Source organism: Burkholderia sp. S-53, from assembly GCF_025560745.1.
Classification (GTDB): domain Bacteria; phylum Pseudomonadota; class Gammaproteobacteria; order Burkholderiales; family Burkholderiaceae; genus Burkholderia; species Burkholderia pyrrocinia.
The window spans coordinates 1132435-1155183 of sequence record NZ_CP090482.1; the positions used below are offsets into that span (position 1 = coordinate 1132435).

Genomic DNA, 22749 nt, shown 5'->3' on the forward strand with positions numbered 1-22749 from the left:
GCACGGCCGGCCGTCCGGCGGATCGTCTGGCCTGGGTTCCATCCAGACATTCGCCGTGTCGCGCCCGCGTGCCGATTCCCCGCATCCTGCGCAACCGGTGCAACCTGCTGCCCGCGTCATTGGCCGCTTGCCCTGCATCGACGCAAACCAGTCACCCGACGGCGACCCGCCCCGCCAGTATTCGAGCCTGCCGCGCAGATGCGCTGCCGTCGGCGATCCATCCCGCCATGCGAACTCCGGCATCACGCGATCGTGACCGTCGATGACGAGAACCGCTATCGAATCACGACGCTGCGATTGCAAGCCGTCGTTCGTATAGCGCCTTCAATTGTCTCTCTATGTATCCGGCCCCGTCGCAGGTACATGGCGTTGCATTCATCCCGTCTGACGAAATAAGCCCGATACGTGGCGACGTTCCAATACATCGGTACAGACGTCGCACGGTTGGCTGGATCGCAACGAACCACGCCATCGGCCGAACCTCCGCATCTGGACATTCTTTCCCAAGGGATCCATTCCGCGCGTACTGCGGGTCGACGCGTCGCGCGATGTGCAGCCGGAATCCCGTGCCGGACTCGAGTAGCCAATGAAGCAAACCGAACTTTCAATGATGCTTCCCGACATGCTGCCACGCCTGCGGTCGTTCGCCATGCGCATCACCGGGAATCGGCACGATGCAGAAGAACTCGTTCAGCGTGCCTGCGTTCGCGCGCTCGAGCGGGCCCATCAACTGCGCTCCGATACATCGCCGTTGAGCTGGGTCTTCTCGATCATCCATTCGATATGGCTCAATGAATTGCGCCAACGCAATCATCGCGACCGCCTGCTGCTCGACTGGAACGATGCATTGATGGAAACGGTCGCCGATCCGCGCGCCACGTCCGAAACCGGGCTGGCCGTCCGGCAGATCATCGATGCCGTGGCGCGGTTGCCGGAACCCCAGCGCATCGCGTTGCTGCTCGTCAGCATCGACGGGTTCAGCTATCAGGAAGCAGCCGATACGCTCGACATACCCGTCGGCACCATCATGAGCCGCATATCCCGCGCGCGCAAAGCGATTCGCATGGCGTTCGACGAGCCCCGCACATCACGCATGCAGGCGGAAGACTTCGTCGACACCGAAACCTGCGGCTGAGGTTCGAATGACGCTGGAATAAACGGGGTGCCTCGCGTGTTCAGTGTAGGCAATCGCGTCCGCTGCGGCGGAAGTATCCGGGCACCCGCCATGCATGCCGGTGCTCGCCACGGACGCGTTCATTCCCACAACCAACGCGAAACACATGTCATCGCTTTCCAGAATGTTACTCGTCTACGACGGGACCGATGAGGCAAAGGCCGCACTCGCGCGGTGTGCAGCGCTGTCGCGGGCATTGTCGGCGGAGGTCGACGTCGTGGCCGTGGTCGACCCCGTGACCGCGAATGCACAGGCGGCCGGAATGCTCGGCGATCTCGCCCACCACCGCATCGAGGAATTCGCGCGTCACGAACTTCAACGGGCGATCGGCACGCTGGCGGACGATGGTATCGCCGCGCGCGGCTACGTGCGGTTCGGGCGCCCGGCCGACGCCATCGCGGTACATGCGGCGACCACCCGTCCGGACCTGGTCGTCGTCGGACATTGCGCCCGCAGCGGGTTCGCGCGCTGGTGGCGCGAGCGTCCCGTTCACTTCGATCTGGCCGAGCGCCTGCACGGTGCGGCCCTGATCGTCGTGACGGTCCCGTCGCCTTAGGCCCGGCTTACGCCACGCCCGCGGATGCGGGACCGGTTCATGCGTACCGCTAGATCGTCTCGGGCGCAGACGCGCCGCTGCATGGCTGAACGGTCGCGGCAAGAATCATTCGCTGTCGGTTGGAGGCCAGGCAGATATCGCTCGCACGCGGACGAAACACGTGATCACCGCGCCGTATTGCACGCCCCGTCAGCGCGCAGACCGACGGGGCGCGCGCGCGGCTCCTGCACCAGATTTGCTCGGTATACCGCCCCGAACACGAATCGCTCCATGACACGGTGATCATGGATAGCGAAAGGCATTCCGTCACCGCTATGCTGGAAAGCGGTTCGGCCCGCGCGAGCACATCAGGTTCGTCGCATTGGCGCAAACCGAAGCGTCGCGCCTTGTATCGCGCACGCCGCGCCCGCAAGCAGACATCGCGTTGTTCCAGCGAAGGATCGAGGACATTGATCAAAGTGCGGACCACGATGTCCGCTTCAGGCAGTGTCGCCATCGCCACTTCTCCCGGCCAATCGGATCGGTCATGTGAAAGCGAACGCACGCAGGTCACCGATACCATGCCATCCGGCACCGGCAGTGCGCCCGCCCGTCGCTCAGGCGCCGCCTTGCGGTCGCAGCGTGATCCGGCTGTTCACCGACGTCACGCCGCGAGCCTTTCTGGCCGCCTCGACCGCCAGATGGTCCTGGTCTTCGCTTTCCACCTGGCCGGCCAGCGTCACCCGCCCTGTCGAAGCGTTGCCGAAGACCGTGATCGGATTCCCTTCCAGTCCTTTGGTGTGAGCCAGCACTTTCTGAACCGACCGCGAAAACGTGCGATTGGCTGCGCGCACGGCCTTTTTCGTCGTGCCGGTTGCCGGGGTTGCCGTGGTCGACGTGGTCGACGTCGCCGCGACATCCGCGCCCGCCGTATCGGGCCGTTCATCAGCAAATGCCTGCAGTTGCAAGCAGGTAGTCAGGACGACGGCCAGGCCGCCACTTGCAACGATTTGTCGGAGTTTCATGATGGGTTCCTTGGATTTCGGGTATCGAGAAGCACGCACGTTCCGGTCATCTGCATCGTCACGACGCACACGCATCACGCATCACATTTCCGCCACATCGCGAATCCAGCCCGACGACCTGTCGCTCGAGCCGGCGTCAATGCAATTCGTGTACCGGTGGGACGAGCATAAGGCGCCGTGTAGACCCGATCCATTGAATCTGCAGCTAACCGGATGACGCGTCGGGATAAGTCGCCCCATACGTTTGTATAGGCACCCGATCCGTTACCGAATGCGCATGCCGTCCCGCAACCCCCGCCGATCGCTCGGCGCTACACGCCGCACGCCGTGGAACCCGTGTGCGTCACATCGAGAACAACGGAAGCGTCACCGTTGCCCGAGTACCGCCTTCCGAACGAGGCGTCAACGCCAGTTGACCGTGGTGTGCGTCCACGATGGACTTGCAGATGGACAGGCCCATGCCCATGCCGTGGGGCTTGGTCGTGAACAGCGGTTCGAAGATGCGCTCCGCCAACTGCGGATCGAGGCCGTCACCGCGATCGTCGACGCAAATGCGCAAGAGGTCGGGAGCGGATTCGCATGCCAGTACGAGTACGCGTTCGTCCTCTGGAGTGCCGAGCATGGCTTCCGCGCCGTTCATCAGCAGACTGATGATGGCCTGCTGAAGTTGCACGCGCTCGCCGCGCATCGGCATCGGGGACGAGAATCCATCGACGCGCAAGCTCACCTTCATCGCATCCAGCGTGCTTTCCACGATTTCGGCCGCCTCGCGGAGCGCATCGGCAAGATCGAACACGGTGAAGACGGGCGCTGCGTGCCGCGCCCTCGCGCGCAGCGCGCTGATGATGGTTCGCGCCCGCACGGCGCATGCACAGATATGGGCGAGCATCTCGCGGGCGGCATCGATATCCGGGGCACTGCGGTTGAGCCACTTCAGCCCGGCGCGCGCCGACGCGTCGATTGCCGTGACGGGTTGGGCGACTTCATGCACGATCGAGGCCGCCAGTTCCCCGTAGGCTTTCAGCCGGTCGACGCGATCCATCTCGGAGAGCGTGTCGTGCATCCTTGCCTCGGTGCCGCTCAGGCGTGCGTGCAGCGCGGCAAGCTCGTCGCGCAGACGCATGTTCTCCAGTGCGAATCCGGCATGCAGTGCAACGATCTCGATCAACGCGGTGTTCGCCGGCGTGAAGATGCCCGGCACATCCCCGTGTTCCAGATACAGCGCGCCGGCCAATGCGCCGTTGCACCGGATCGGCACGCAGATCACGGCGCGCGGCTTGCGACGGCGCACATAGTCGTCCATGCGCCACTGATCGGCGGCACGGGCGTCGTTCAGCACCAGTCCGTTGCGCAGATGAACGGCAGCCGCCAGGATGGAAACCGGAAGCCGGTCGATCGGCAGCCGTTCCACGTCGCCGTTCGGCGCACCCGATGCCGTCGCCTCGGCGGCCCCCTCCCAGCCGCCGTCGCGCATGACCGCAATCAGCCCCCATGTCGCCGTCGCGCCCTGCATCGCCGCCTCGAGCAATTTTCCGATGCGCGCCGCGGGCGCGACCTCGTTCGCCATCGCCTGGGAAACGTGTCGCAACGCGAGCATGTCCAGATCGAGCAGCGATTGAGACGCACGTCCCGCGAAGACCGGAATCATTTCCGGATCGCTCGCGTCGGAGGGCGATTTCCAGATGCTCCGCGCAGCAAAAGCGCTGCAGGGATCGTCGAGTTCGTTGTTCATTCGTCTATCTCCTGCTTACCGGACATCGGCCCCAGGCAACCTGGAATCAGCGTTTCATGTAGTGAGTACTCCACAAACGAATGGTAGCAGCACTTTCCGGAAATAAAAACCGCAAGAGGTGAAGGATTCATTCGGACGAGTGACTGGACGGTGGCGCAAATCAAAAATAACTCTTTGAATTTACGACAATTTTATGTCTTGTTGCAGTCACACCAAGAGTCCCGTAGAATCCGGAATTCATGTAGCGTTCCCTGTACGAAAGTCGAGGAAGCCTGCTGTTGGAAGTTTTTTCAGGCGGCAAAGGCCAGGTTGTCGGCCGCCATAGGAGCAGTATGGCCCAGGCAGCAAAAAGCAAGGCTGTGCGTGGAACCGGTGTCCGGGAAGCAGCGGCACAGGAAACCCGCGACAAGATCCTTCGCGCGGCGACCAAGGTCTTCGCGCGCTACGGTTACGAAGGCGGCAGCGTGGAGCGGATTTCCCGGCTCGCGAAGTCCTACGACCGGATGATCTATTACTACTACGGGAGCAAGGAGGGCCTGTTCGTCGCGGTGCTCGAAGGCATCTATCGGCGGATGGACGAGTCGGAACTCAAACTGACGCCCGATCCTGCGGTTCCCGTGGAGGCGCTCAAATCCGTGATTCGCTTCAAGCTGGACTATTATTGGCGCAATCCCGATTTCATCACGCTGCTCAACACGGAGAACCTGCACAAGGGCAAGCACGTGTCCAAGCTGGAGCGTCGGGGCGAATACTCGTCGCATGCGGTGCAGATCATCGCGAAGATTCTCGCCAACGGCGTCGAACAAGGCCTGTTTCGTGACGACCTGAATGCGCGCGACGTGTTCCTGCTGATCATCTCGACGGCGTATTTCTATACGTCGAACCGCTACACGTTGTCCGTGTTCCTCGGGGAGGAGCTGAGTGCGCCGGAATCCTTGCGTCATTGGGAAACGTTCGTGATCGACAGCGTGCTGCGGGTTGTTCGCAAGGATGCATCGGCCGGCGACTGAGCCCGTGCCGGTGCCAATGTCGACCATCGTAACCATGAAGATGCACGCCCCCTTGCGATGAACTATCTTCGCGCCCACACCATCGACGAAGTGCTCGACCGGCTTGCGGAGCATCCGCGGCCGCGCATCGTCTGCGGAGCAACCGACGCGTTCGCGGATATCGGGCTGGTGCCCGCCAGGTCGGCATGGGTCGATATCAGCCGCATCGACGCATTGCGCGGCATCGAGCAGCGCGACGGCGTAGCCCGTATCGGCGCTGCGTGCACCTGGGAAGCCATCGCCCGGACAACCTGGTTGCCCGTGGCGCTCACGGAAGCAGCCGCTGCCGTCGGGCCCCGACAAATTCGCGTCCAGGGCAGCATCGGCGGGAACGTGTGCCATGCCTCGCCGGTCGCAGACGGCATCCCGCCGCTGCTGGCACTCGACGCTCGCGTCGAGCTGGCGAGCACGCGGGGCGTGCGCCGTTTGCCATTGGCCGAGTTCTTGCCGGGCAACCGCCGGACCGCGCTGCACGCGGACGAACTGCTGGTTGCCATCCTGTTTGCGCTACCGCGCGCGCAAGATCGGACGTCGTTCGTCAAATGCACGAATCGCGACGGCGCAGCGATCGCCGTCGTTTCGGCCGCCGCGCATCTGCGCGTGTCCGCGGACGGGACGGTAGAGGCAGCCGCCGTTGCCGTCGGCGGCGCATCCGACGTTGCGCGGCGGATACCGGCGCTCGAGGCGGCGCTGTCGGGCCGGCGGCGCGACGATCTGGCCGGCGCGATCGAAGCCGCGCCGCTTGCGGAGCTGTCCCCGCTCGACGACTGCCGGGCGACGGCATGGCATCGCATTCATCTCGCGCGGCTGGCTGTGGCGCGCGCTTTCAGAGGCTGCATCGAGGAGAACGCCCGTGGCGCATCCACTGCTTGACGAGCTTGCCGACGTTCGCGAAACCGCCGCAAGCGGCAGCGCGCCGGTTTCGCCGCCGCTCGACTGGTTCGAACTCAACGGCACGCGGCTGCGCGTGCCGGCGGACCAGTCGCAGCGACTGGTCGACTACTTGCGCGCGGACTTGCGGCAGTTCGGGACCAAGGAGGGTTGCCGCCAGGGCGACTGCGGCAGCTGCACCGTGATCGTCGATGGCGATGCGCGTTATGCGTGCCTGATTCCGTTGGGCCAAGTCGCGGGGCGCCGCGTCGTCACCGTCGAAGGGCTGGCCGACGGCACCCGATGCGGCAGCCGCCTGCAGCAGACCTTTCTCGCGCATCAGGCGGTGCAATGCGGATTTTGCACGCCGGGCATGCTGACGGCAGCGGCGGCGGCCATCGACGACGGCCGCGTGACCGACCGCGCCAGTGCGCAGGCCGCCATCGATGGCGTGCTGTGCCGATGCACGGGCTACCAGAAGATCGTCGACGCCGTGACCGAGGTCGGGTGCGGCGCCGCCGCGCGGCGCTGTACGGTTGCCCCGTCCGACGGGCCGTCCGTCGGCGTACCGCTGACACGCCTCGACGGGCCCGAAAAGGTCGATGGCAGCCAGCGCTTCGGCGCTGACGACTACCCGGCCGACAGCCTGTTCCTGCGCGCGGTCCGCTGTCCGCATCACCGCGCTCGCTTCGCGTTCGGCGACCTCGACGCATTTGTCGCAGCCCATCCGGGCGTGCATCGTGTGTTGACCCGCGCCGACGTGCCCGGCATGAATCTGCACGGCGTCACGACACCGTACGCCGACCAGCCCGTGCTTCCGGAAACGGAGACGCGACACCATCTCGAGGCGGTTGCGCTGGTGGTCGGCGAGCGCGACGCCATCGCGGCACTCGACCTGAGCCGCTTTCCCGTCACATGGGAACCGCAGACACCGGTGCTCGCGATCGCCGACGCCGTGCTGGACGACAGTCCGCAACTGCACGCCGATCGCCCCGGCAATGTGCTGATCGAGGGGCTCGTGCGCCGCGGCGACGCGGAACGCGCGATGCAGGGCGCCCCTTACGTCGTGAGCGCAACGTTCGAATCCAGTTTCGTCGAGCATGCGTACCTCGAGCCCGAGGCCGGCTGGGCGCGACGCGTGGGCGACACCATCGAAATCCATTCGTCCACGCAGGCGCCCCATCCGCATCGCGGCGATCTCGCCCGCATTCTCGCCGTCCCGCCGGAGCAGGTGCGCGTCGTGGCAACCGCGGTCGGCGGCGGCTTCGGCGGCAAGCTCGACATGACGGTCCAGCCGTTGCTCGCGATCGCGGCCTGGCATCTCGACAGGCCCGTTGCGATGGTGTTGTCGCGCGAGGAATCGATGGCCACGTCGACCAAGCGGCATCCCGGCCGAATGACGTCCAGCATGGCCGCCGATGCCGATGGCCGACTGTGTGCCGTGACGTTCGACGGCGACTTCAATACCGGCGCGTTCGCTTCCTGGGGCACCGCCGTCGCCAATCGCGTCCCGGTGCATGCCGGCGGCCCGTACGTCATTCCCCACTACAAGGCGCACTCACGTGCGATTCATACGCACGTCACGCCCGCGGGCGCGTTCCGCGGCTTTGGCGTACCGCAAACGACGATGTCGCAGGAACAACTCGTCGACGAGCTGGCGCTCAAGGCGGGCATCGATCCGCTCGAGTTTCGTGCAATGAACGCGCTGCGGCCGGGCGACCTGCTGCCGACGGGGCAAGTCCTGGACGGTAGCGTGGGCCTCGTCGCGTGCCTCGATGCGCTGCGGCCGGCATGGCGCGAAGCGCAAGCCCGTGTCGCCGCGCTGAATGGCGCGTCGCCGGGCCACCTTCGCCATGGCGTCGGCCTGGCCGCGTTCTTCTATGGTTGCGGCAACACCGCCCTGCCGAATCCGTCGACGGTCCGCTTCGGTGTTCGACCCGACGGCACGATCGTGTTGCACCAGGGTGCGGTGGACGCCGGTCAGGGCTCGAACACGGTCATTCCGCAAATCGCGGCCGATGCGCTGGGCGTACCGGTCGATTGCCTGCGGATCGTCGGTCCGGACACCGCGCTGACGCCGGATTGCGGCCGTACGTCGGCGTCGCGCCAGACCATGGTCACCGGTCGGGCTGCCTTTCTCGCCGGCACGACGCTGCGCCACCGGCTGCTCGTACTGGCAGGGGCGGCGCCCGACGCACGGATTTCGTCCGATCCGCGCGGGCTCGCCATCGACGGCGCTGCACTGGATCTCCGGACCCTGCCCGTCGATGCGCACGGCTACGTCGTCGCAGCGGAAGAAAGCTTCGATCCGCCGACGACGACGCTCGATGCGGCGGGGCAAGGCATCGCTTACGCCGCCTACGCGTTTGGCGCGCAAATTGCGGAAGTCGTGGTGGACTGCGACAGCGGGCGCGTTCGGGTGCTCAAGGTCGTGGCCGCACACGACGTCGGCAGAATGGTCAATCCGACGCTGCTCGAAGGGCAGATCGAAGGCGCGGTGGCCCAAGGCGTCGGCATGGCGCTGATGGAGAAGTATCACCCCGGGCAATACAACAATCTGCATGACTACATGATTCCGACGGTGCATGACATGCCTGAGGTGCAGTCGATTTTCGTCGAAGCACCGACGGCCGTCGGCCCCTACGGAGCAAAAGGCATCGGCGAACCGGCGCTGGTCCCGACGGCCGCGGCCATCCTGAATGCCATCCATGATGCGATCGGCGTACGCATCCGCGAAGCCCCCGCGTCACCGGATGTCGTCCGTCGGGCGCTGGCGACCCGACGCTCGCCCGCGGGGCTTTGACAGGGCCGTTCCCACACCCGGACAGAACAATGACGTCAACGAGAAATGTCGAGCACGTGTCGCAACCCGCGGTATCCCGCCCGTCCTGGTATGCGGAACTCGGTCCTGCGGGAAGGCGCACGTTCAACGCGTCGTTCGCCGGCTGGGTGACCGATGCGTTCGATTTCATGGTGTTCAGCTTCGTCCTGGCTTCGCTGATCGACCTCTGGGGGCTCGACCGCGGCAAGGCAGGCCTGCTGGGCACCGTGACGCTGATCTTCTCGTCGATCGGCGGATGGATTGCCGGCATCCTGGCGGATCGATACGGACGGGTCAAGGTCCTGCAAGGGACCATCCTGTGGTTCTCGGTCTGTACGCTCGCGATCGGCTTCGCGCAGAATTTCGAGCAGATCTTCGTCCTGCGCGCGTTGCAAGGGCTCGGCTTCGGCGGCGAATGGGCCGTCGGCGCCGTGCTGATCGGCGAGATCGTCTCGCCCGCCCATCGCGGCAAGGTGGTCGGCCTGGTGCAGAGCGGCTGGGCCGTCGGGTGGGGTATCGCGGCGATTCTCTACAGCATCGCGTTTTCCGTGCTGCCCGAGTCGCTCGCCTGGCGCAGCCTGTTCTGGGTTGGGATCCTGCCCGCGTTGCTCGTCCTGTACGTCCGCAGGCACGTGCCGGAACCCGACGTGTTCGCGCAGGCGAACGCCACCCGGAAACAAGGCGCCGGCCAGCCGTCGGCATGGGTCATCTTCTCCCGTTCGCAGGTGCGCCGCACGGTGCTGGCCGCACTGCTCTGCACCGGTATCCAGGGCGGCTTCTATGCGATGTCCATCTGGCTGCCGACCTTCCTCAAGATCGAGCGACATCTGTCCGTGCTCGACACCGGCGCTTATCTGTTCGTGATCATCGTGGGGTCGTTTTGCGGCTACGTCGTCGGCGCGTACCTTTCCGACTATTGGGGGCGGCGGCGCAACTTCATGCTGTTCTCGGCGCTGTCGCTCGTATCGGTGTGCCTGTACCTGACGCTGCCGCTGTCCAACGTGCAGATGCTCTGGCTCGGCTTTCCGCTGGGCTTTTCCTCGTGCGGCATCTTCAGCGGGGTCGGCGCATACCTGACGGAATTGTTTCCATCGGGCTTCCGCGCGAATGCACAGAGCTTTACCTATAACTTCGGCCGCGGAATCGGTGCCCTGTTTCCTAGCCTGGTCGGGATGTTGAGCCACTCGATCGGGCTGGCGATGGCCATCGCGATCTTTTCAGGGGCCGCCTATGGCGTGGTGCTGCTGGCGGTTCTCCTGTTGCCGGAGACCAAAGCCCGATCGCTTTGAAGGTTCATCGTCGAATGTGCGCGCCCGTCCGTCACCGGGCGACGTACACCTGCCACTCCTCGCCGGCGGCAAAACCCATCGACTCATACACGTGGCGCCCCGCCGGTGTGCAATGCAGAAACGCGGCATGCGCGCCTTCGGCGACCGCGGCGTTCAATACCGCCTGGGTCGCCGCCCTCGCATAGCCTCGTCGCCGATACGCGGGAACGGTCGACACATTGAATACCCCTACCTGGCCGTTGCGCAGGATACCGAACGATGTCGCAACCGGAATGCCGGCGCATTCCACCAGAAAACCCATCATCCCGTCCGACTCCAGCACCGCCGGCGCGCTCAGACGTCGAAACACCTGCTCCGGCGCCTCGTAGCCCGCGGCAAGCGTGCTGTTGTACCGTTCGCTGTCCGCTGCCGCCATACGCCGCACGACCACCCGGCCATCGCCGGCTGGCGGCGCTTCTGCGCCGTCCAGCCGCTTCGTCATGAACGGCAGCGCGACACATTGCGTCAGACCGTATTCACCGGCGATTTGTCGAATCGCCGCGGCTTGCGTTCCGGCAGCGCGCGTCTGGATGCTCCACGGCAATTCGCAATCCCTGAACGATTCGGCGAAGCCCCGGATCTCCTGGACGTCGGGCTCGCGCGTCATGCCGATGACCGCATTGAGCACGGGCACGGGCGCGCCACTGTAGATCGACTTCGTTCCGTGCACGCCTGTTGCCACGGAACCGACGTCCTGCAAGCGGCAAAACGCATCGATGGATTCGTGCCACGCGGCGACGGAGGCATCCAGCATATCGGTGTATGAGCGCATTTCGTTCCTGGAACAGTGTCGATGGCTGATCTATCGACAACACGCGAATGACTGAGTTATTCCGCGCCCGCGTCGCAGCGCGCGTCGCTGCGTCGGCGATTCCCCGATTCACGTCCACCCGCGAAGGAAGCCGGTTATGGGAAGCGCCGATGGGAGCCGGCCATGGGAACGCATGAAGGAAGCCGGTTATGGGAACCGGTTTGAAACAAACGCACTACGCGCGCCGCCGATACGTCCCCGGCGTACTCCCCGTCCAGTGCCGGAACGCGCGATGAAACGCGCTCGGATCGTCGAAGCCGATATCGGCGCCGATCGCCGCGATCGTGTCGGGCGTATCGGTCAGCCGCTGGATCGCGATGTCGCGCCGCAGTTCGTCCTTGAGCACCTGGAACGTCGTCCCTTCGGCGGCAAGGTGGCGGCTCAGCGTGCGCACCGAGCAATGCAGATGCTCGGCCGCCTGGTCGATCACGGGCAGGTCGGGCAGCGCCGCCGACAGGTATTGCCGCACGCGATGGCACACGAGCTGTTCGCTGAACGTCTCGAAGATCCAGTCGCCGGGCGCGCGCGCGAGGAACTTGCGCAGGTTGCGCTTGCTCTGCCGGATCGGCGCGTCGAGGTAGTCCGCGCTGAAGCGCATCAGCGTGCGCTCGCAGTCGAACTGCACGGAGCCGGTGAAGAAGTACAGGTGCTCGACCGCATGGCGCGGCCGCGGGCACGCGAACTCGATCTGCAGCAGCGGGATCTTCTGCCCGATCAGCCAGGAACACACGCCGTGCACGAGCTTGAGCATCAGCTCCTGGCCGAGCGCGCCGATCGGGCCGATCGCCTCGTTCGGGCGCAGCAGCACCTGCGCGACGAGACCGTCGCGCTTCGATTCGACGAAGAAGTCGTCGAGCAGGATATGGAAGAACTGGCCGAAGCGATGCAGCGCCGTTTCGAGGTTGCGCGCATCGAGCAGGCTCAGGCAGAGATACTTGAGCGTGCCGCCGCGCAGCGGGCGCGAGAAGATGCCGGGCATCTCGTCGTCGAGGTCGATCGCGAGCGTGCGGTACAGCGTCGAGAACTGTTCCTCCGTCACGCGCGCATGCGGCTCGCCGAGCAGCTCGATCGGAATGCCGGCCCCGCGCAGGTAACGTTCGACCACGTCGCGCTGCGCACCCGCGCTCGCAAGGAAACCGTTGACGAGCGAGATCGGCACCGTCGCGCTCGGCGACGGCAGCGCACGCCCGGGCTGGGCGGAAAGGGAATCTGAGCCGGTCATCGCGTCCCCGTCGATCGAACCGCTCGCATTGTACTTGAGCGGCCCGCGCGTCTGCTTCGGGGCCTTCGGCTCGCCGGGCCGCGCAGCCGCGGCCGCGCGGCGCTTCGGCGCCATCAGTCGGTGCGGCTGAGTTCCCGGCGCAGGATCTTGCCGACCGTCGACTTCGGCAGCCGGTCGACGAAGCGGACGAGCTTCGGCACCTTGTACGCCGCGAGGCTCTCGCGGCAATGCGCGACGAGCTGCGCCTCCGTCACGTCGGCATCGTGCGCCAGCACGACGAACAGCTTGACGGCCTCGCCCGTGCGTGCGTCCGGCACGCCGATGCATGCGCATTCGGCAACGCCCGGCAGCGCGGTCGCGACGGCTTCCACCTCGTTCGGATACACGTTGAAGCCCGACACGATGATCATGTCCTTCTTGCGGTCGACGATCCGCAGGAAGCCGGCTGCGTCGAACACGCCGATGTCGCCGGTGCGGAAATAGCCGTCCGCCGTGAACGCGGCCGCGTTCGCTTCCGGTTTCTGCCAGTAGCCGCTCATCACCTGCGGCCCCTTCACGCAGATCTCGCCCGCTTCGCCGATCGCGGCCTCGCGCTCCTGGTCGTCGAGCAGCTTCACGTCGGTCGACGGCAGCGGCAGGCCCGTGGTGCCCGTGAACGCGTCGATCGACTGCGGGTTGAACGACACGACCGGCGACGTTTCCGACAGCCCGTAGCCCTCGCGAATGAAATTGCCCGTCACCGCCTTCCAGCGCGACGAGATCACGTCGATCACCGCCGCGCCGCCGCCGGCCGACAGCTTCAGCCGCGACCAGTCGGCTTCCTTCAGGCGCGGATGGCCCGCGAGCCCCGCGTACAGCGTGTTCACGCCGACGAACACGGTCGGCCGCGCGGCCTTCAGCACGTCGATGAACGCGTCCATGTCGCGCGGGTTCGCAACGAGCCAGTTGGCCGCGCCGATCGCGAAGTAGGACAGGAAGTTCACCGTCAGCGCGAAGATGTGATACAGCGGGATCGCCGTGACGACGACCTCCTCGCCCGGCACCCGTGCGTCCGGCACGATCGCCGCGAACTGTTCGATGTTCGCGACGAGGTTGCGGTGCGACAGCGCCGCGCCCTTCGACAATCCGGTCGTGCCGCCCGTGTATTGCAACAGCAGCAGATCCGCGCCGCCCAGCGCGACCGGCTCGCACGCGAGCGATTCGCCTGCCGCAATCGCATCCGAGAGCGGGATCGAACCGGGCGGCAGCGCGTCGCATGTGCCGGCCGGCGCATCGACGACGCCGAGATCGCCGCGCCCCACGCTCAGCACGGTACGCACGCCCGTGCCGCCGACCACCTCGGCGAACGTGCCCATCGACCCGCCGCATACGACGGCGACCTCGACGCCCGCGTCGTTGAGCTGATGCTCGAGTTCGCGCGCGGTGTAGTGCGGGTTCACGTTGACCTGGATCGCGCCGATCTTCGCGACGGCGACGAACACGACCGGAAACGCGAGCACGTTGGGCAGCATCACGGCCACGCGATCGCCCTTGCGGACGCCGACGACCTGCTGCAGATACGCAGCCAGCGCGGTCGACAGGCGATCGACGTCGGCATAGCTGAGCGTGCGGCCGAATGCATGGAATGCCGGACGATCGGCGAAGCGGCGCATCGCGTCGTCCAGCAGCGCGCTTACGGAAGGATGGAGATCGGCGTCGATCTCGGCGGGGATCGAGCCATACGACCCGGTCCAGTGTCTCTTCGTCATGTCTCACTCCTCGGGGGACGGCACGCGCGGAGCGCGCCGTTCGCACGGCGGCCTGCACGCCGAAGGGCGCGGGCCGTCGCCTGACTGGCGACTATCGCCCGCGCGACGCACTTTGAAAATGATCCGGGCGGCCGAAAAGATGATCGAAACGGACACACACGCATGCGCTTGTCTAGGCAACTTCGTGCCGCGATGGATCACGCAGGGCCCGGGCGGCAGCGGATTCGTCGAGTTCGCCGACGCGATCCTGCGCACCGATCCGGACAATCGCGGCTGACCGCTCCGCCGTATCGACTATCGGCCCATCAACATGAACAACATACGGATTCCGGCGATTCCTGCCGACGGTCGCGCCTGATACGATCGCTTCGCTTCCGGTTCGCCGCGGCCGAACCTGCCGCGCACCACCGCGAATGAAGCCGACGCACACGCATCCGCACAACGGATCACGCGTGCGAAGTTGTCTTGACACACCGGTTGATCCTGCCATCTTTTACTCAGGATTACTGTCGATATGCCGCCGATCGCGGCAGCACGCCGAACCGGAACAAACAGCGCCACACATCCACCCAACGATCCTATCCCGCTCTCTCAAAGGTCAGTCGCCATGCCAGAACGCATCTCGTTTGGACAACTTCCCGCCCGGCTGCTCGACGTCGTGCTCAATGTCGAGGAATACGCGAACAACACAGGCCACGATTTCAGGCTCGTCGAACTGGTGCGCGCACGCGTCTCGCAGTTGAACGGCTGCGCGTACTGTCTCGACCGTCATATCAAGGAAGGCATCCACGCGGGCGAGGATCCGCTGCGCTACCACTTGCTGCCCGTATGGCACGAAACGCCCGATCTCTACAGCCCGAAGGAACAGGCCGCGCTGCGCTGGGCCGAAGCGCTGACGCTGATCAGCGAAAACGCGATCGGCGACGAACTCGTCGACGCGACGCGTGCGCATTTCGATCGTGACGAACTCGCGACGCTCACGTTGATCGTCGCGCAGATCAACACCTGGAACCGGCTCGCGAAACCGTTCGCGTGGCAGGCCGGCGTATTCCAGGCCGGTTGAAACCGGTCGAAACCGGCTGACGCAGGCCGTCCGGCCTGCCGCGCCGGACGGCGCCGGCGCGCGTATCAGGGTGAACCCTGTGGCGCATGGGACCGATCCCGATCAGAATTGCGTGCCGTAAACGATATCGATTCGGACGCAGGATCCAGCCATGCCGCGCAGTGCGCTCTTGAACCCGACGGCCGCCCGCGCAGCCCGCCTGCCGGACGCCACGCCCATCCACACGTTGCGCGAGCAGCGTTTCTCGCCGGCCAAGCTGGCCGTGCTGGTCGACGTGGCGGCGCAAGCCGGCCTCGATCCGGCCGCGGTGCTCGACGGCACCGGCCTCACGCCGGCCGCCGTCGCGGACCCGTTTACGCTCACGTCGCCGCTGCAGTTCCTGACGGCCGCGCGCAATGCGATCGGCCGGTACGACGGCACCGATCTCGGCGTGCGCGTCGGCCGCCTGCTGCATGCGTCGAGCTACGGGATGTACGGTTACGCGATGCTGTGCTCGGCATCGCTCGCGCACGCGTTCGATTCGGCCGTCAAATATCACCGGCTCGCGAACGGCATGCTCCCGATCCGCTGGGTCGTACAGGGCGATACCGCGTCATGGCTGTTTCCGGATCGGCACGAAGTCGCGCTGCCCGATCTCGACGTGCCGCTGTACCGTTTCCTGATCGACATGCAGTTCGCGCTGCACGTGACGATCATCAAGGACGTGATGGGTGCGTGGTGCGTGCCGGCGCGCGCGCAGTTCGCGCAGCCGCAGCCGGCACACGCGGGATCGCTGGCCGACGCACTCGAATGCCCGATCGCGTTCGACCAGCCGCATCATGTGCTCAGCTACCCGGCCGCGTGGCTCACGCGCGCGCCGCAGCTCGCGAATCCGATCACCGCCGCGCAGGTGTCGTCGCACTGCGCGCAATTGCTCGACGAACTGCGCAGCCAGCCGGGCATCACGCGACGCGTCTACCAGGAGCTCACGCGTACGCCGGGACACTTCCCGGACATCGACGCGATCGCGGACAGCCTCTGCATCACGTCGCGCACGCTGCGCCGCAAGCTCGAAGCGGAAGGCACGTCGTACAGCGAACTGCTGACGAGCGTGCGCAAGGCGCTCGCGATCGACTACCTGAGCACGACCACGCTCAGCACCGAGGACATCGCGCAGACGCTCGGCTTCAGCGATGCGGTCGGATTCCGTCACGCGTTCAAGCGCTGGACCGGCACGACGCCGAGCGACGTGCGGCGCAAGCGCGGCGGATAGGCGAACGGCGATGTGCGCCGCCTGACCGCGCGATCGTGACGTGCTGCCGCACGGCCGCGTGAGCGTGTTGCGTGCCGGTCACGGCGAGGTCGGGCGAGCCACGGGCCGATCGTCTTGCGCCAGGGCCGCCAGCACGTCGGCCAGTGCCCGAATCGCGGGCTGCGTCGCACGTTGGTGCGGGTAGACGAGAAAGTAGCGCAGGCCGTTGAGCGCGATTTGCGCGAATGGCATGACGAGCGCGCCGTTCGCAAGCCGGTCCGTCGCCATGCGCGGATCGCCGATCGCTACGCCATGCCCTTGGGCGGCCGCGGTCAGCGTCAGCTCGAGCGTGTCGAGGACCAGCCCGCTACGGGCATCGACCCGGGTTTCGCCCACGGAGTCGAGCCAGCTTCGCCACTCTCCGCGGTCCGGCCCCGGATGGAGCAACGTGACGCGCGCGAGATCGCCGGTCGACTTCAGCGCCGCAGCCTGCGCGGCAGTACACATCGGCGCGAGCGTTTCGGCAAACAGCGGGATGGCGTCCAGGCCCGCCCACTGACCGGTCCCGCGCACGACGATCGCGTCGATGTCCGCGCCCGTGAATTCCGGTTCGTCGGCGGACGAGGTCGAGATGCGGAGTTCGATTCCGCTCAGCGCCCGGTTGAGGTCCGGCAGTCGCGGCAACAGCCAGCGAATCGCGAACGTCGACGGCAGTCGCAGCGTGAGCACAGCTTTCCCGCCGGCCTGCGCGTCCGCGTGCTGCACGAGACGCACGAGCACGTCGATCGCGACGGTCAGCAGTGCCTGCCCTTCGGCCGTGAGCGTCAGCCCGGATGCATGGCGCACGAACAGCGGGCAACGATAGTGCGCTTCCAGTTGCTGAATCTGGCGGCTGATCGCGCCTTGCGTCCGGCAAAGATGCTCGGCAGCACGGCTGATACTGCCCAGGTGCGCGGCCGCGACGAAGGCCTGCAGCGACGCGATCGGCGGCAGCGGGCGCGTGAGGTCGGCCAGCGGGTATGCACCCGCCGCATGGCCGGGTTGCGGATTTTTCGATTGTTCGTTCATCGGCGCATCACTATCGTCCCGGTACCGGAAGCACGTTCGTTCGAGCGGCTCCGGCCGTCAACCCCTGATCGGAGCACACGATGACGTCGTCGCCGGCAGCACTGTACACCCAGCGGATCCAGGCCTACCTGCACGCGCTCGAGCGCGGCGACGTGGCCGCGATCTGTGCGCTGTTCAAACCCGATGCGCAGATATTCTCGCCGTTCCTCGGCTGGATGGCGCCCGCGCCATTCTTCGGAAAGGTCCGCGCAGCGTCCGGCGAAAGCCGCATTACGCTGATCGACATCTGTGTCAGCGCGACCGGAGCGCCGCGCGCGACCGGCTACTTCGTCTACGACTGGGGCCTGAAGGACGGTTCGGCCGTGCGCTTCGAATGCGTCGACGTATTCGAGTTCGATCGCGACGGACTCATCGAACGCATGGTCATCGTCTACGACACCCACCCGATCCGCAGCACGGTCGGCGACAAGTATGCGTAGCGCACGGCGGGCAGCCGCTGCCGCTCAGCGGCCGTCGGCCGCCGGCGACGCGACCGCCAGCGCAAACTCGAACACCGCACCCCGCCCGGCCCGGTCGACGAGCCGGATACTGCTGCCGTTCAGCGCCAGCATCCGGTGCACGATCAGCAGGCCGAGCCCGCCGCTCGTCACCGCGCCGCCGCTCATCGGCCGCTGCGGCCGCTGGAACAGCCCTTCGCGCCGCGCCGCCGGAATCCCTTCCCCGGTATCCGACACGATCACGACCACGCGGTCGCCCCGCGGCTCCAGCGCGACCTCGACCTCGCCGTGCGAAGGCGTGTGCCGCAGCGCGTTGTCGAGCAGGTTGGTCAGCACGCGCTCGATCATCCCGAGATCGGCCGACACGACCGGCACGCGCGGCGGAATCCGCGCATGCAGCGCGACGCCGCGCGCCTGCGCGGCCAGCTCGAATTTCTGGAACACGTCCTGCACGAGATCGACGAGCGAGAACGGCTCGCGCTCGGCCTGCACGCCGCCCGATTCGAGCCGCGCGAGCTCGAACAGCGCCTGCGCGAGCCGGCCGACCTTCGTGCTCTGCGCGAGCGCGATCGACAGGTAGCGCCGCCGTTCGGGCTCGGCGAGCGTGTCGGACTTCAGCGACAGCGTCTCCAGGTAGCCGTGCAACGACGTGAGCGGCGTGCGCAGGTCGTGCGAGATGTTCGTGATCAGTTCGCGCCGCTGCTGGTCCTGGTGCGTCAGCGCGCGCCACTGGTCGCCGATCCGGTCGGCCATCTGCGCGAACGCGGATTCGAGCACGACGATGTCGTCGCCGCGCCGGCCCGGCGGCGAGCGCGGCACCGGCGGCTGCGTGTCGGGCGTGCCGTTCGCGTCGAAGCGGCGCATCGCGTCCGTCAGCCGGCGCAGCGGGCGCGTGATGAAGCTGAACGCGGTGAGGCCCGCGAGCAGGCCGAGCAGCGCGACGAGCGCCATCGACCACAACGTCGTGCGCAGTACGTTGCCGGCATCGACGCGCGCGGCCAGCCGGTCGTGCGCCTCGCCGAGCAGCACCACGTAGATATAACCCGACGGCGGCTGCCCGGCGCGCTGCAGCGGCGCGGCGCTGAACACCTTGCGCGCGTCGGGGCTGCGCGGATCGTCGCCGAGGATCGGCAGCGGCTGGCCCGCGATGAAGCGCTGCACGGGCGCGAGATCGACGCGGTCGCGCTTCACGTGGCCGGGCGGCGCATCGTCGCCCTTGATCCGCCCCGCGTTGTCGAGCAGGTACACCTCGACGCTCGGGTTCACGCCCATCAACTGGCCGAACAGCGTGCGCACGGCGTCGGGGCGCAGCCCGTTCGCATCCATCAGCGGCGCGCTGTTGGCGATGTTGGCGGCCAGGTCGCGCGACAGCGCCTGCACGACTTCCTTCTCGCGCATGTCGTTCGCACGGATCTGCAGCCACGCCGACGCGCCCGAGCACGCGAGCAGCAGGACCGAGAACACGAGCGACAGCCGCTGGGTGAGCGTGAGTTTCATGACGCGTCCCGCTGGCCCGGCGCGGCGAGCTTGTAGCCGCGTCCCCACACGGTGAGGATCCGCACGGGCTCGGCCGGATCGGCCTCGATCTTCGCGCGCAGCCGGTTGATGTGGGTGTTGACCGTGTGTTCGTAGCCTTCGTGCTGGTAGCCCCACACGGCATTGAGCAGGTCCATCCGCGAGAACACTTTGCCCGGGTGCCGCGCGAAGAAATACAGCAGGTCGAATTCGCGCGGCGTGAGGTCGATGCGCGCGCCGTCGACGCTCGCCTCGCGCGCGATCGGGTCGATCGACAGCCCGGCGATGTCGAGCGTGCCCGCGTCGATCCGCGAATCGCGCGCGAGCGCGTCGACGCGCCGCAGCAGCGCCTTCACGCGCGCGACGAGCTCGAGCACCGAGAACGGCTTCGCCAGATAGTCGTCGGCGCCGAGTTCGAGGCCGAGGATCCGGTGCACCTCGCTCGAGCGCGCGCTCGTGATGATGATCGGCGTGTAGCGCGTCATCGCGCGGGCGCGCCGGCAGATTTCGAGGCCGTCGACGCCCGGCAGCATCAGGTCGAGGATCAGCGCGTCCCAGTTGCCCTGTTCGAGCAGGCGCAGCCCTTCCGTGCCGTCCGCGCTGTGCACGACTTCGTAGCGCTCGTCGCGCAGGTGCAGGCTCAGCACGTCGGCGATGTCGGCGTCGTCCTCGACGATCAGGATGCGTTTGGGGTGGTCCATGGCGGTGGGTGGCGGCACATTGGGCTCGGTAGTGATGGTTGGTAGTCGGCAGGCGATCGGTGACCGGTTCGGGCCGGCCCCGGTCCGGACGGCCGGTGACCGGGGGCGAATCGCGGCGGAAAGCCGCGCTGCCGCCATTGTGCAAAATTTTGCGGCGGCAAGTGATCACATTTCATTTAACTTTGGATCGTGTCGGCCCGGGGACCCAATGCCCGCGAGGCTTTCAGCTCAGGCCCCCAAGACAAAATTTGGGTTATCCCGCCCGAACACTAAACTGGAGTTGCCCCCGTAGTCGCGGACACTGCCTCACACTGCGGTTGATGAATCCACGGTGCGTCGAAACTCGCGTGGCGAGCGATATTTCAGTGCGCGACGGGGATGCTTCTCGTTGTAATGCTCGAACGCATTGGCGAGGTTCTGCACGGCCGTCACTGCATCCGGTTTCGGCATGAAGGCCACGTAGTCGCGCTTCATCGTCTTCACGATTGCGCCGCTCGTCAGCGTGGTTGCATAGTCGACGTTCGCGTAGCGCCCTTCGGGCATCACGGATGCATGCGTATAGCGGACGCGCGTCCTGGCGCCCAGCCGCGATGGCTGACCGCACCGACGGTCTGGCGGGCTCGCTGCATGTCGGCCGCGAACTGGTCCTGCTTGATGCGCGCCTTCACGAACGCGGCGGTATCGCTCCGCACCGCGCCACACCGGCCGGCGTCAAGCTGCTCGAACACTGCATCCGAATCGCGGAGCAGCGTGTCGGCCGATTCGCCGTCCGACCGCCTGCGCCGGATTCGACGATCACCTCGTCAAGCCAGTCGAGATGGCCACGCTCGACGCGCTATTGCAACGTGTCGCGCGCGACCTGCTGCCGGATGCCTGGCCTGCGATGTGCCTGGTTCATCTTTTCGCGGTTCGCGAACCCGCAGTGGAGGTATGAGTCCAGTGCCACCATTCATGGTGGTCCAGATTTCTAAGCAGTTCCGCGCGACGATGCTCGCGGCGATAGCGGTTCATCGCGGCAATTGCCGCAAACGCCAGCACGAACGCGCCAACCACGAATCCGACCCATGCTCCGTTCATCGCAGTCTCCGTCATTTTCGACCCACTCCGGATCACTCAACGCATTCGCGAGACCGCTTTCAGGACAGCGCGGCCCTCTGCGGTAACCTGGACACGCCGACAACCCGATGCCGGCTGATCAACGGCGATCAGACGATGCTCGATGAGCGCGACGAGTTCGTCGCGATCCAGCTCGATCTGATCCGGAGCATCCCAAACGATGATTAAAGTAGTAATTTCGTGCGGACTTAGCATGGTCTGCATGGAATGCTCGTGTCGGACAATTGGATTGTGTATACATGCGCGAACGCATGCCTCCCGCATTCAGCGCAACAAGGTGCTCGAGAGTTTGTAACGACTCCACCATTTCCCGCGACGATTCAATACAAATTTAGTGGGCCCATTCTAACGCGCTCGCATCCATTTCTGGTCCGTCACCTCGTAGGTGGATGCCCTGATCCGGAAACGTTACCATTGATCTAAATTAAGCGAACACACCAAATGATGTGAATATATAAATCCCCCTATATTTTATATAATCAATATTTTTAAGACTTAAGATAATGCAGGGGGATGTTTTTTAACGAAACATTCTTCCGGATTCATTCGAAATCCTCACCCTCGCTGTATCGCCGGAGAGAAACGGCCAGTGCATCGACATCGCTTTGATAGCTTGAAATGACATCCGCCCGCTCCGGAAATCGTTCGCGTTGCAACGACAGTGCCTCAACGGCTGCGGCATGACGCCTGACAAGCTGCCCGCGCGCCACCCATTCGTCATTTCCGCCGGTGAAGGACGCCTTGATGTGCTTCAGCACGCCGTCGCCGAGCGCCTTGAGCGGCGCGTGCCCATTGATGAATTCTGCGTAGTGTCCAGAGAAAAACCGCTCCCACTCGCTCCCCTCCGAGTCGCGCCGAAACGCGAGGATATGCCCGCCGAGATCGACCACGTAGCGATAGGACAAATTCTCATGCACATCGGGTGAAGTCAGCTCGGCAGACCTGTTCGCCCGATGAAATCTGTCGGCGAGCGATCCAGCACCATCGGACAGATGCGCGGCAAGGAAAAACCGGGCCGCGCCGGATGGGCAGCCGTTCAGAGGAATAAAGAACGTTGCATGGCTGCCGTGCTGCAATGCGAACGTGTAAGTCGCAAGTATCGTCATTACGATTTCCTCTTGATCCTCATGAAGACGATCGGCATCTGGACACTATTTCCCGGATCACTCGTCTGCGGGCGCAATCTCAGTAGCAAGCGATATGCCATCGCGATGCATTCGATTCGCATGGCGATATGACCCGC

General features: G+C 65.7%; 21 protein-coding genes and 2 pseudogenes. 9 read left to right on the forward strand and 14 right to left on the reverse strand.

Features of this window, described 5'->3' with window-relative positions:
- Positions 1-586 precede the first annotated feature (586 nt).
- Complete coding sequence (locus LXM88_RS04770; protein WP_262530889.1) at positions 587-1135, forward strand: RNA polymerase sigma factor; 549 nt, start codon at positions 587-589, stop codon at positions 1133-1135.
- Positions 1136-1229: 94 nt separating this feature from the next.
- Positions 1230-1730 (forward strand): universal stress protein, encoded by a 501-nt coding sequence (locus LXM88_RS04775; protein WP_412524085.1) that lies wholly within the window; start codon positions 1230-1232, stop codon positions 1728-1730.
- Positions 1731-1779: 49 nt separating this feature from the next.
- Here LXM88_RS04775 and LXM88_RS04780 read toward each other — a convergent pair whose 3' ends face one another.
- The 3 genes from LXM88_RS04780 to LXM88_RS04790 form a co-directional block, all read right to left on the reverse strand.
- Positions 1780-2226, reverse strand: a complete 447-nt coding sequence (locus LXM88_RS04780; RefSeq protein WP_262530890.1) for a DUF3331 domain-containing protein — start codon at positions 2224-2226, stop codon at positions 1780-1782.
- Positions 2227-2326: 100 nt separating this feature from the next.
- Positions 2327-2734, reverse strand: coding sequence for a BON domain-containing protein (locus tag LXM88_RS04785; RefSeq protein ID WP_262530891.1), 408 nt, complete (start codon positions 2732-2734; stop codon positions 2327-2329).
- A 343-nt stretch (positions 2735-3077) separates the two neighbouring features.
- Positions 3078-4466 (reverse strand): sensor histidine kinase, encoded by a 1389-nt coding sequence (locus tag LXM88_RS04790; RefSeq protein ID WP_262530892.1) that lies wholly within the window; start codon positions 4464-4466, stop codon positions 3078-3080.
- Positions 4467-4798: 332 nt separating this feature from the next.
- Between LXM88_RS04790 and LXM88_RS04795 the strand changes: the two genes are divergently transcribed.
- From LXM88_RS04795 to LXM88_RS04810, 4 genes are read left to right on the forward strand one after another with little or no spacing between them, the layout of a single operon-like run.
- Positions 4799-5476, forward strand: a complete 678-nt coding sequence (locus LXM88_RS04795; protein ID WP_262531644.1) for a TetR family transcriptional regulator — start codon at positions 4799-4801, stop codon at positions 5474-5476.
- A 57-nt stretch (positions 5477-5533) separates the two neighbouring features.
- The gene (locus tag LXM88_RS04800; RefSeq protein WP_262530893.1) at positions 5534-6388 is read left to right on the forward strand and encodes an FAD binding domain-containing protein; all 855 of its coding nucleotides are present in this window, start codon (positions 5534-5536) and stop codon (positions 6386-6388) included.
- Positions 6369-9188: a molybdopterin-dependent oxidoreductase gene (locus LXM88_RS04805; RefSeq protein WP_262531645.1), complete on the forward strand. Its 2820-nt coding sequence runs from the start codon at positions 6369-6371 to the stop codon at positions 9186-9188. The genes LXM88_RS04800 and LXM88_RS04805 overlap by 20 nt, the downstream gene beginning before the upstream one ends.
- 29 nt (positions 9189-9217) lie before the next feature.
- On the forward strand, positions 9218-10495 hold the full coding sequence (locus LXM88_RS04810; RefSeq protein WP_262530895.1) for an MFS transporter: 1278 nt from the start codon (positions 9218-9220) through the stop codon (positions 10493-10495).
- 31 nt (positions 10496-10526) lie between these two features.
- On the opposite strand, the gene LXM88_RS04815 is transcribed toward LXM88_RS04810, so the two are convergent.
- From LXM88_RS04815 to LXM88_RS04825, 3 genes are all read right to left on the reverse strand, one after another.
- A complete protein-coding gene (locus tag LXM88_RS04815; protein WP_262530896.1) occupies positions 10527-11306 on the reverse strand; it encodes a GNAT family N-acetyltransferase in 780 nt (259 codons plus the stop codon).
- Between the two features lie 214 nt (positions 11307-11520).
- Positions 11521-12681 carry an AraC family transcriptional regulator gene (locus LXM88_RS04820; protein ID WP_262530897.1) on the reverse strand — a complete coding sequence of 387 codons (1161 nt, stop codon included), beginning with the start codon at positions 12679-12681 and terminating at the stop codon, positions 11521-11523.
- Positions 12681-14315, reverse strand: a complete 1635-nt coding sequence (locus tag LXM88_RS04825) for an AMP-binding protein (RefSeq protein ID WP_262530898.1) — start codon at positions 14313-14315, stop codon at positions 12681-12683. The genes LXM88_RS04820 and LXM88_RS04825 overlap by 1 nt, the downstream gene beginning before the upstream one ends.
- Positions 14316-14922: 607 nt before the next feature.
- Between LXM88_RS04825 and LXM88_RS04830 the strand changes: the two genes are divergently transcribed.
- Positions 14923-15378, forward strand: a complete 456-nt coding sequence (locus tag LXM88_RS04830; protein ID WP_193102991.1) for a carboxymuconolactone decarboxylase family protein — start codon at positions 14923-14925, stop codon at positions 15376-15378.
- A 151-nt stretch (positions 15379-15529) separates the two neighbouring features.
- Positions 15530-16630, forward strand: a complete 1101-nt coding sequence (locus LXM88_RS04835; RefSeq protein WP_262530899.1) for an AraC family transcriptional regulator — start codon at positions 15530-15532, stop codon at positions 16628-16630.
- A 78-nt stretch (positions 16631-16708) separates the two neighbouring features.
- On the opposite strand, the gene LXM88_RS04840 is transcribed toward LXM88_RS04835, so the two are convergent.
- The gene (locus LXM88_RS04840) at positions 16709-17677 is read right to left on the reverse strand and encodes a LysR substrate-binding domain-containing protein (RefSeq protein WP_262530901.1); all 969 of its coding nucleotides are present in this window, start codon (positions 17675-17677) and stop codon (positions 16709-16711) included.
- Positions 17678-17757: 80 nt separating this feature from the next.
- On the opposite strand from LXM88_RS04840, the gene LXM88_RS04845 reads away from it, so the two are divergent.
- Positions 17758-18156 (forward strand): nuclear transport factor 2 family protein, encoded by a 399-nt coding sequence (locus LXM88_RS04845; RefSeq protein ID WP_262530903.1) that lies wholly within the window; start codon positions 17758-17760, stop codon positions 18154-18156.
- A gap of 24 nt (positions 18157-18180) precedes the next feature.
- Here LXM88_RS04845 and LXM88_RS04850 read toward each other — a convergent pair whose 3' ends face one another.
- The 7 genes and pseudogenes from LXM88_RS04850 to LXM88_RS04880 form a co-directional block, all read right to left on the reverse strand.
- The gene (locus LXM88_RS04850; RefSeq protein WP_262530905.1) at positions 18181-19671 is read right to left on the reverse strand and encodes a HAMP domain-containing sensor histidine kinase; all 1491 of its coding nucleotides are present in this window, start codon (positions 19669-19671) and stop codon (positions 18181-18183) included.
- Positions 19668-20390, reverse strand: coding sequence for a response regulator transcription factor (locus tag LXM88_RS04855; RefSeq protein ID WP_262530907.1), 723 nt, complete (start codon positions 20388-20390; stop codon positions 19668-19670). The genes LXM88_RS04850 and LXM88_RS04855 overlap by 4 nt, the downstream gene beginning before the upstream one ends.
- Positions 20391-20696: 306 nt before the next feature.
- A pseudogene (locus LXM88_RS04860) lies at positions 20697-20879 on the reverse strand (integrase core domain-containing protein); the annotation flags it as partial.
- Positions 20871-21157 (reverse strand): annotated as a pseudogene (locus tag LXM88_RS04865) (DUF4019 domain-containing protein); the annotation flags it as partial. The pseudogenes LXM88_RS04860 and LXM88_RS04865, both read right to left, overlap by 9 nt.
- Before the next feature lie 127 nt (positions 21158-21284).
- Positions 21285-21467, reverse strand: a complete 183-nt coding sequence (locus LXM88_RS04870) for a hypothetical protein (protein WP_262530908.1) — start codon at positions 21465-21467, stop codon at positions 21285-21287.
- A 36-nt stretch (positions 21468-21503) separates the two neighbouring features.
- Positions 21504-21710: a hypothetical protein gene (locus LXM88_RS04875; protein WP_318654667.1), complete on the reverse strand. Its 207-nt coding sequence runs from the start codon at positions 21708-21710 to the stop codon at positions 21504-21506.
- A gap of 338 nt (positions 21711-22048) precedes the next feature.
- Positions 22049-22612 carry a hypothetical protein gene (locus tag LXM88_RS04880; protein ID WP_262530909.1) on the reverse strand — a complete coding sequence of 188 codons (564 nt, stop codon included), beginning with the start codon at positions 22610-22612 and terminating at the stop codon, positions 22049-22051.
- Between the last annotated feature and the right edge of the window lie 137 nt (positions 22613-22749).

What these genes read in the sequence shown, in the direction of transcription:
- LXM88_RS04880 (WP_262530909.1), bottom strand. Translation starts at nt 22,612, where the DNA reads ATGACGATACTTGCGACTTACACGTTCGCATTGCAGCACGGCAGCCAT.
- LXM88_RS04785 (WP_262530891.1), bottom strand. Translation starts at nt 2,734, where the DNA reads ATGAAACTCCGACAAATCGTTGCAAGTGGCGGCCTGGCCGTCGTCCTG.
- LXM88_RS04830 (WP_193102991.1), top strand. Translation starts at nt 14,923, where the DNA reads ATGCCAGAACGCATCTCGTTTGGACAACTTCCCGCCCGGCTGCTCGAC.
- LXM88_RS04770 (WP_262530889.1), top strand. Translation starts at nt 587, where the DNA reads ATGAAGCAAACCGAACTTTCAATGATGCTTCCCGACATGCTGCCACGC.
- LXM88_RS04800 (WP_262530893.1), top strand. Translation starts at nt 5,534, where the DNA reads ATGAACTATCTTCGCGCCCACACCATCGACGAAGTGCTCGACCGGCTT.
- LXM88_RS04820 (WP_262530897.1), bottom strand. Translation starts at nt 12,681, where the DNA reads ATGGCGCCGAAGCGCCGCGCGGCCGCGGCTGCGCGGCCCGGCGAGCCG.
- LXM88_RS04825 (WP_262530898.1), bottom strand. Translation starts at nt 14,315, where the DNA reads ATGACGAAGAGACACTGGACCGGGTCGTATGGCTCGATCCCCGCCGAG.
- LXM88_RS04810 (WP_262530895.1), top strand. Translation starts at nt 9,218, where the DNA reads ATGACGTCAACGAGAAATGTCGAGCACGTGTCGCAACCCGCGGTATCC.
- LXM88_RS04780 (WP_262530890.1), bottom strand. Translation starts at nt 2,226, where the DNA reads ATGGCGACACTGCCTGAAGCGGACATCGTGGTCCGCACTTTGATCAAT.
- LXM88_RS04835 (WP_262530899.1), top strand. Translation starts at nt 15,530, where the DNA reads ATGCCGCGCAGTGCGCTCTTGAACCCGACGGCCGCCCGCGCAGCCCGC.
- LXM88_RS04855 (WP_262530907.1), bottom strand. Translation starts at nt 20,390, where the DNA reads ATGGACCACCCCAAACGCATCCTGATCGTCGAGGACGACGCCGACATC.
- LXM88_RS04850 (WP_262530905.1), bottom strand. Translation starts at nt 19,671, where the DNA reads ATGAAACTCACGCTCACCCAGCGGCTGTCGCTCGTGTTCTCGGTCCTG.
- LXM88_RS04840 (WP_262530901.1), bottom strand. Translation starts at nt 17,677, where the DNA reads ATGAACGAACAATCGAAAAATCCGCAACCCGGCCATGCGGCGGGTGCA.
- LXM88_RS04870 (WP_262530908.1), bottom strand. Translation starts at nt 21,467, where the DNA reads ATGAACGGAGCATGGGTCGGATTCGTGGTTGGCGCGTTCGTGCTGGCG.
- LXM88_RS04795 (WP_262531644.1), top strand. Translation starts at nt 4,799, where the DNA reads ATGGCCCAGGCAGCAAAAAGCAAGGCTGTGCGTGGAACCGGTGTCCGG.
- LXM88_RS04845 (WP_262530903.1), top strand. Translation starts at nt 17,758, where the DNA reads ATGACGTCGTCGCCGGCAGCACTGTACACCCAGCGGATCCAGGCCTAC.
- LXM88_RS04790 (WP_262530892.1), bottom strand. Translation starts at nt 4,466, where the DNA reads ATGAACAACGAACTCGACGATCCCTGCAGCGCTTTTGCTGCGCGGAGC.
- LXM88_RS04815 (WP_262530896.1), bottom strand. Translation starts at nt 11,306, where the DNA reads ATGCGCTCATACACCGATATGCTGGATGCCTCCGTCGCCGCGTGGCAC.
- LXM88_RS04775 (WP_412524085.1), top strand. Translation starts at nt 1,230, where the DNA reads ATGCCGGTGCTCGCCACGGACGCGTTCATTCCCACAACCAACGCGAAA.
- LXM88_RS04875 (WP_318654667.1), bottom strand. Translation starts at nt 21,710, where the DNA reads ATGCAGACCATGCTAAGTCCGCACGAAATTACTACTTTAATCATCGTT.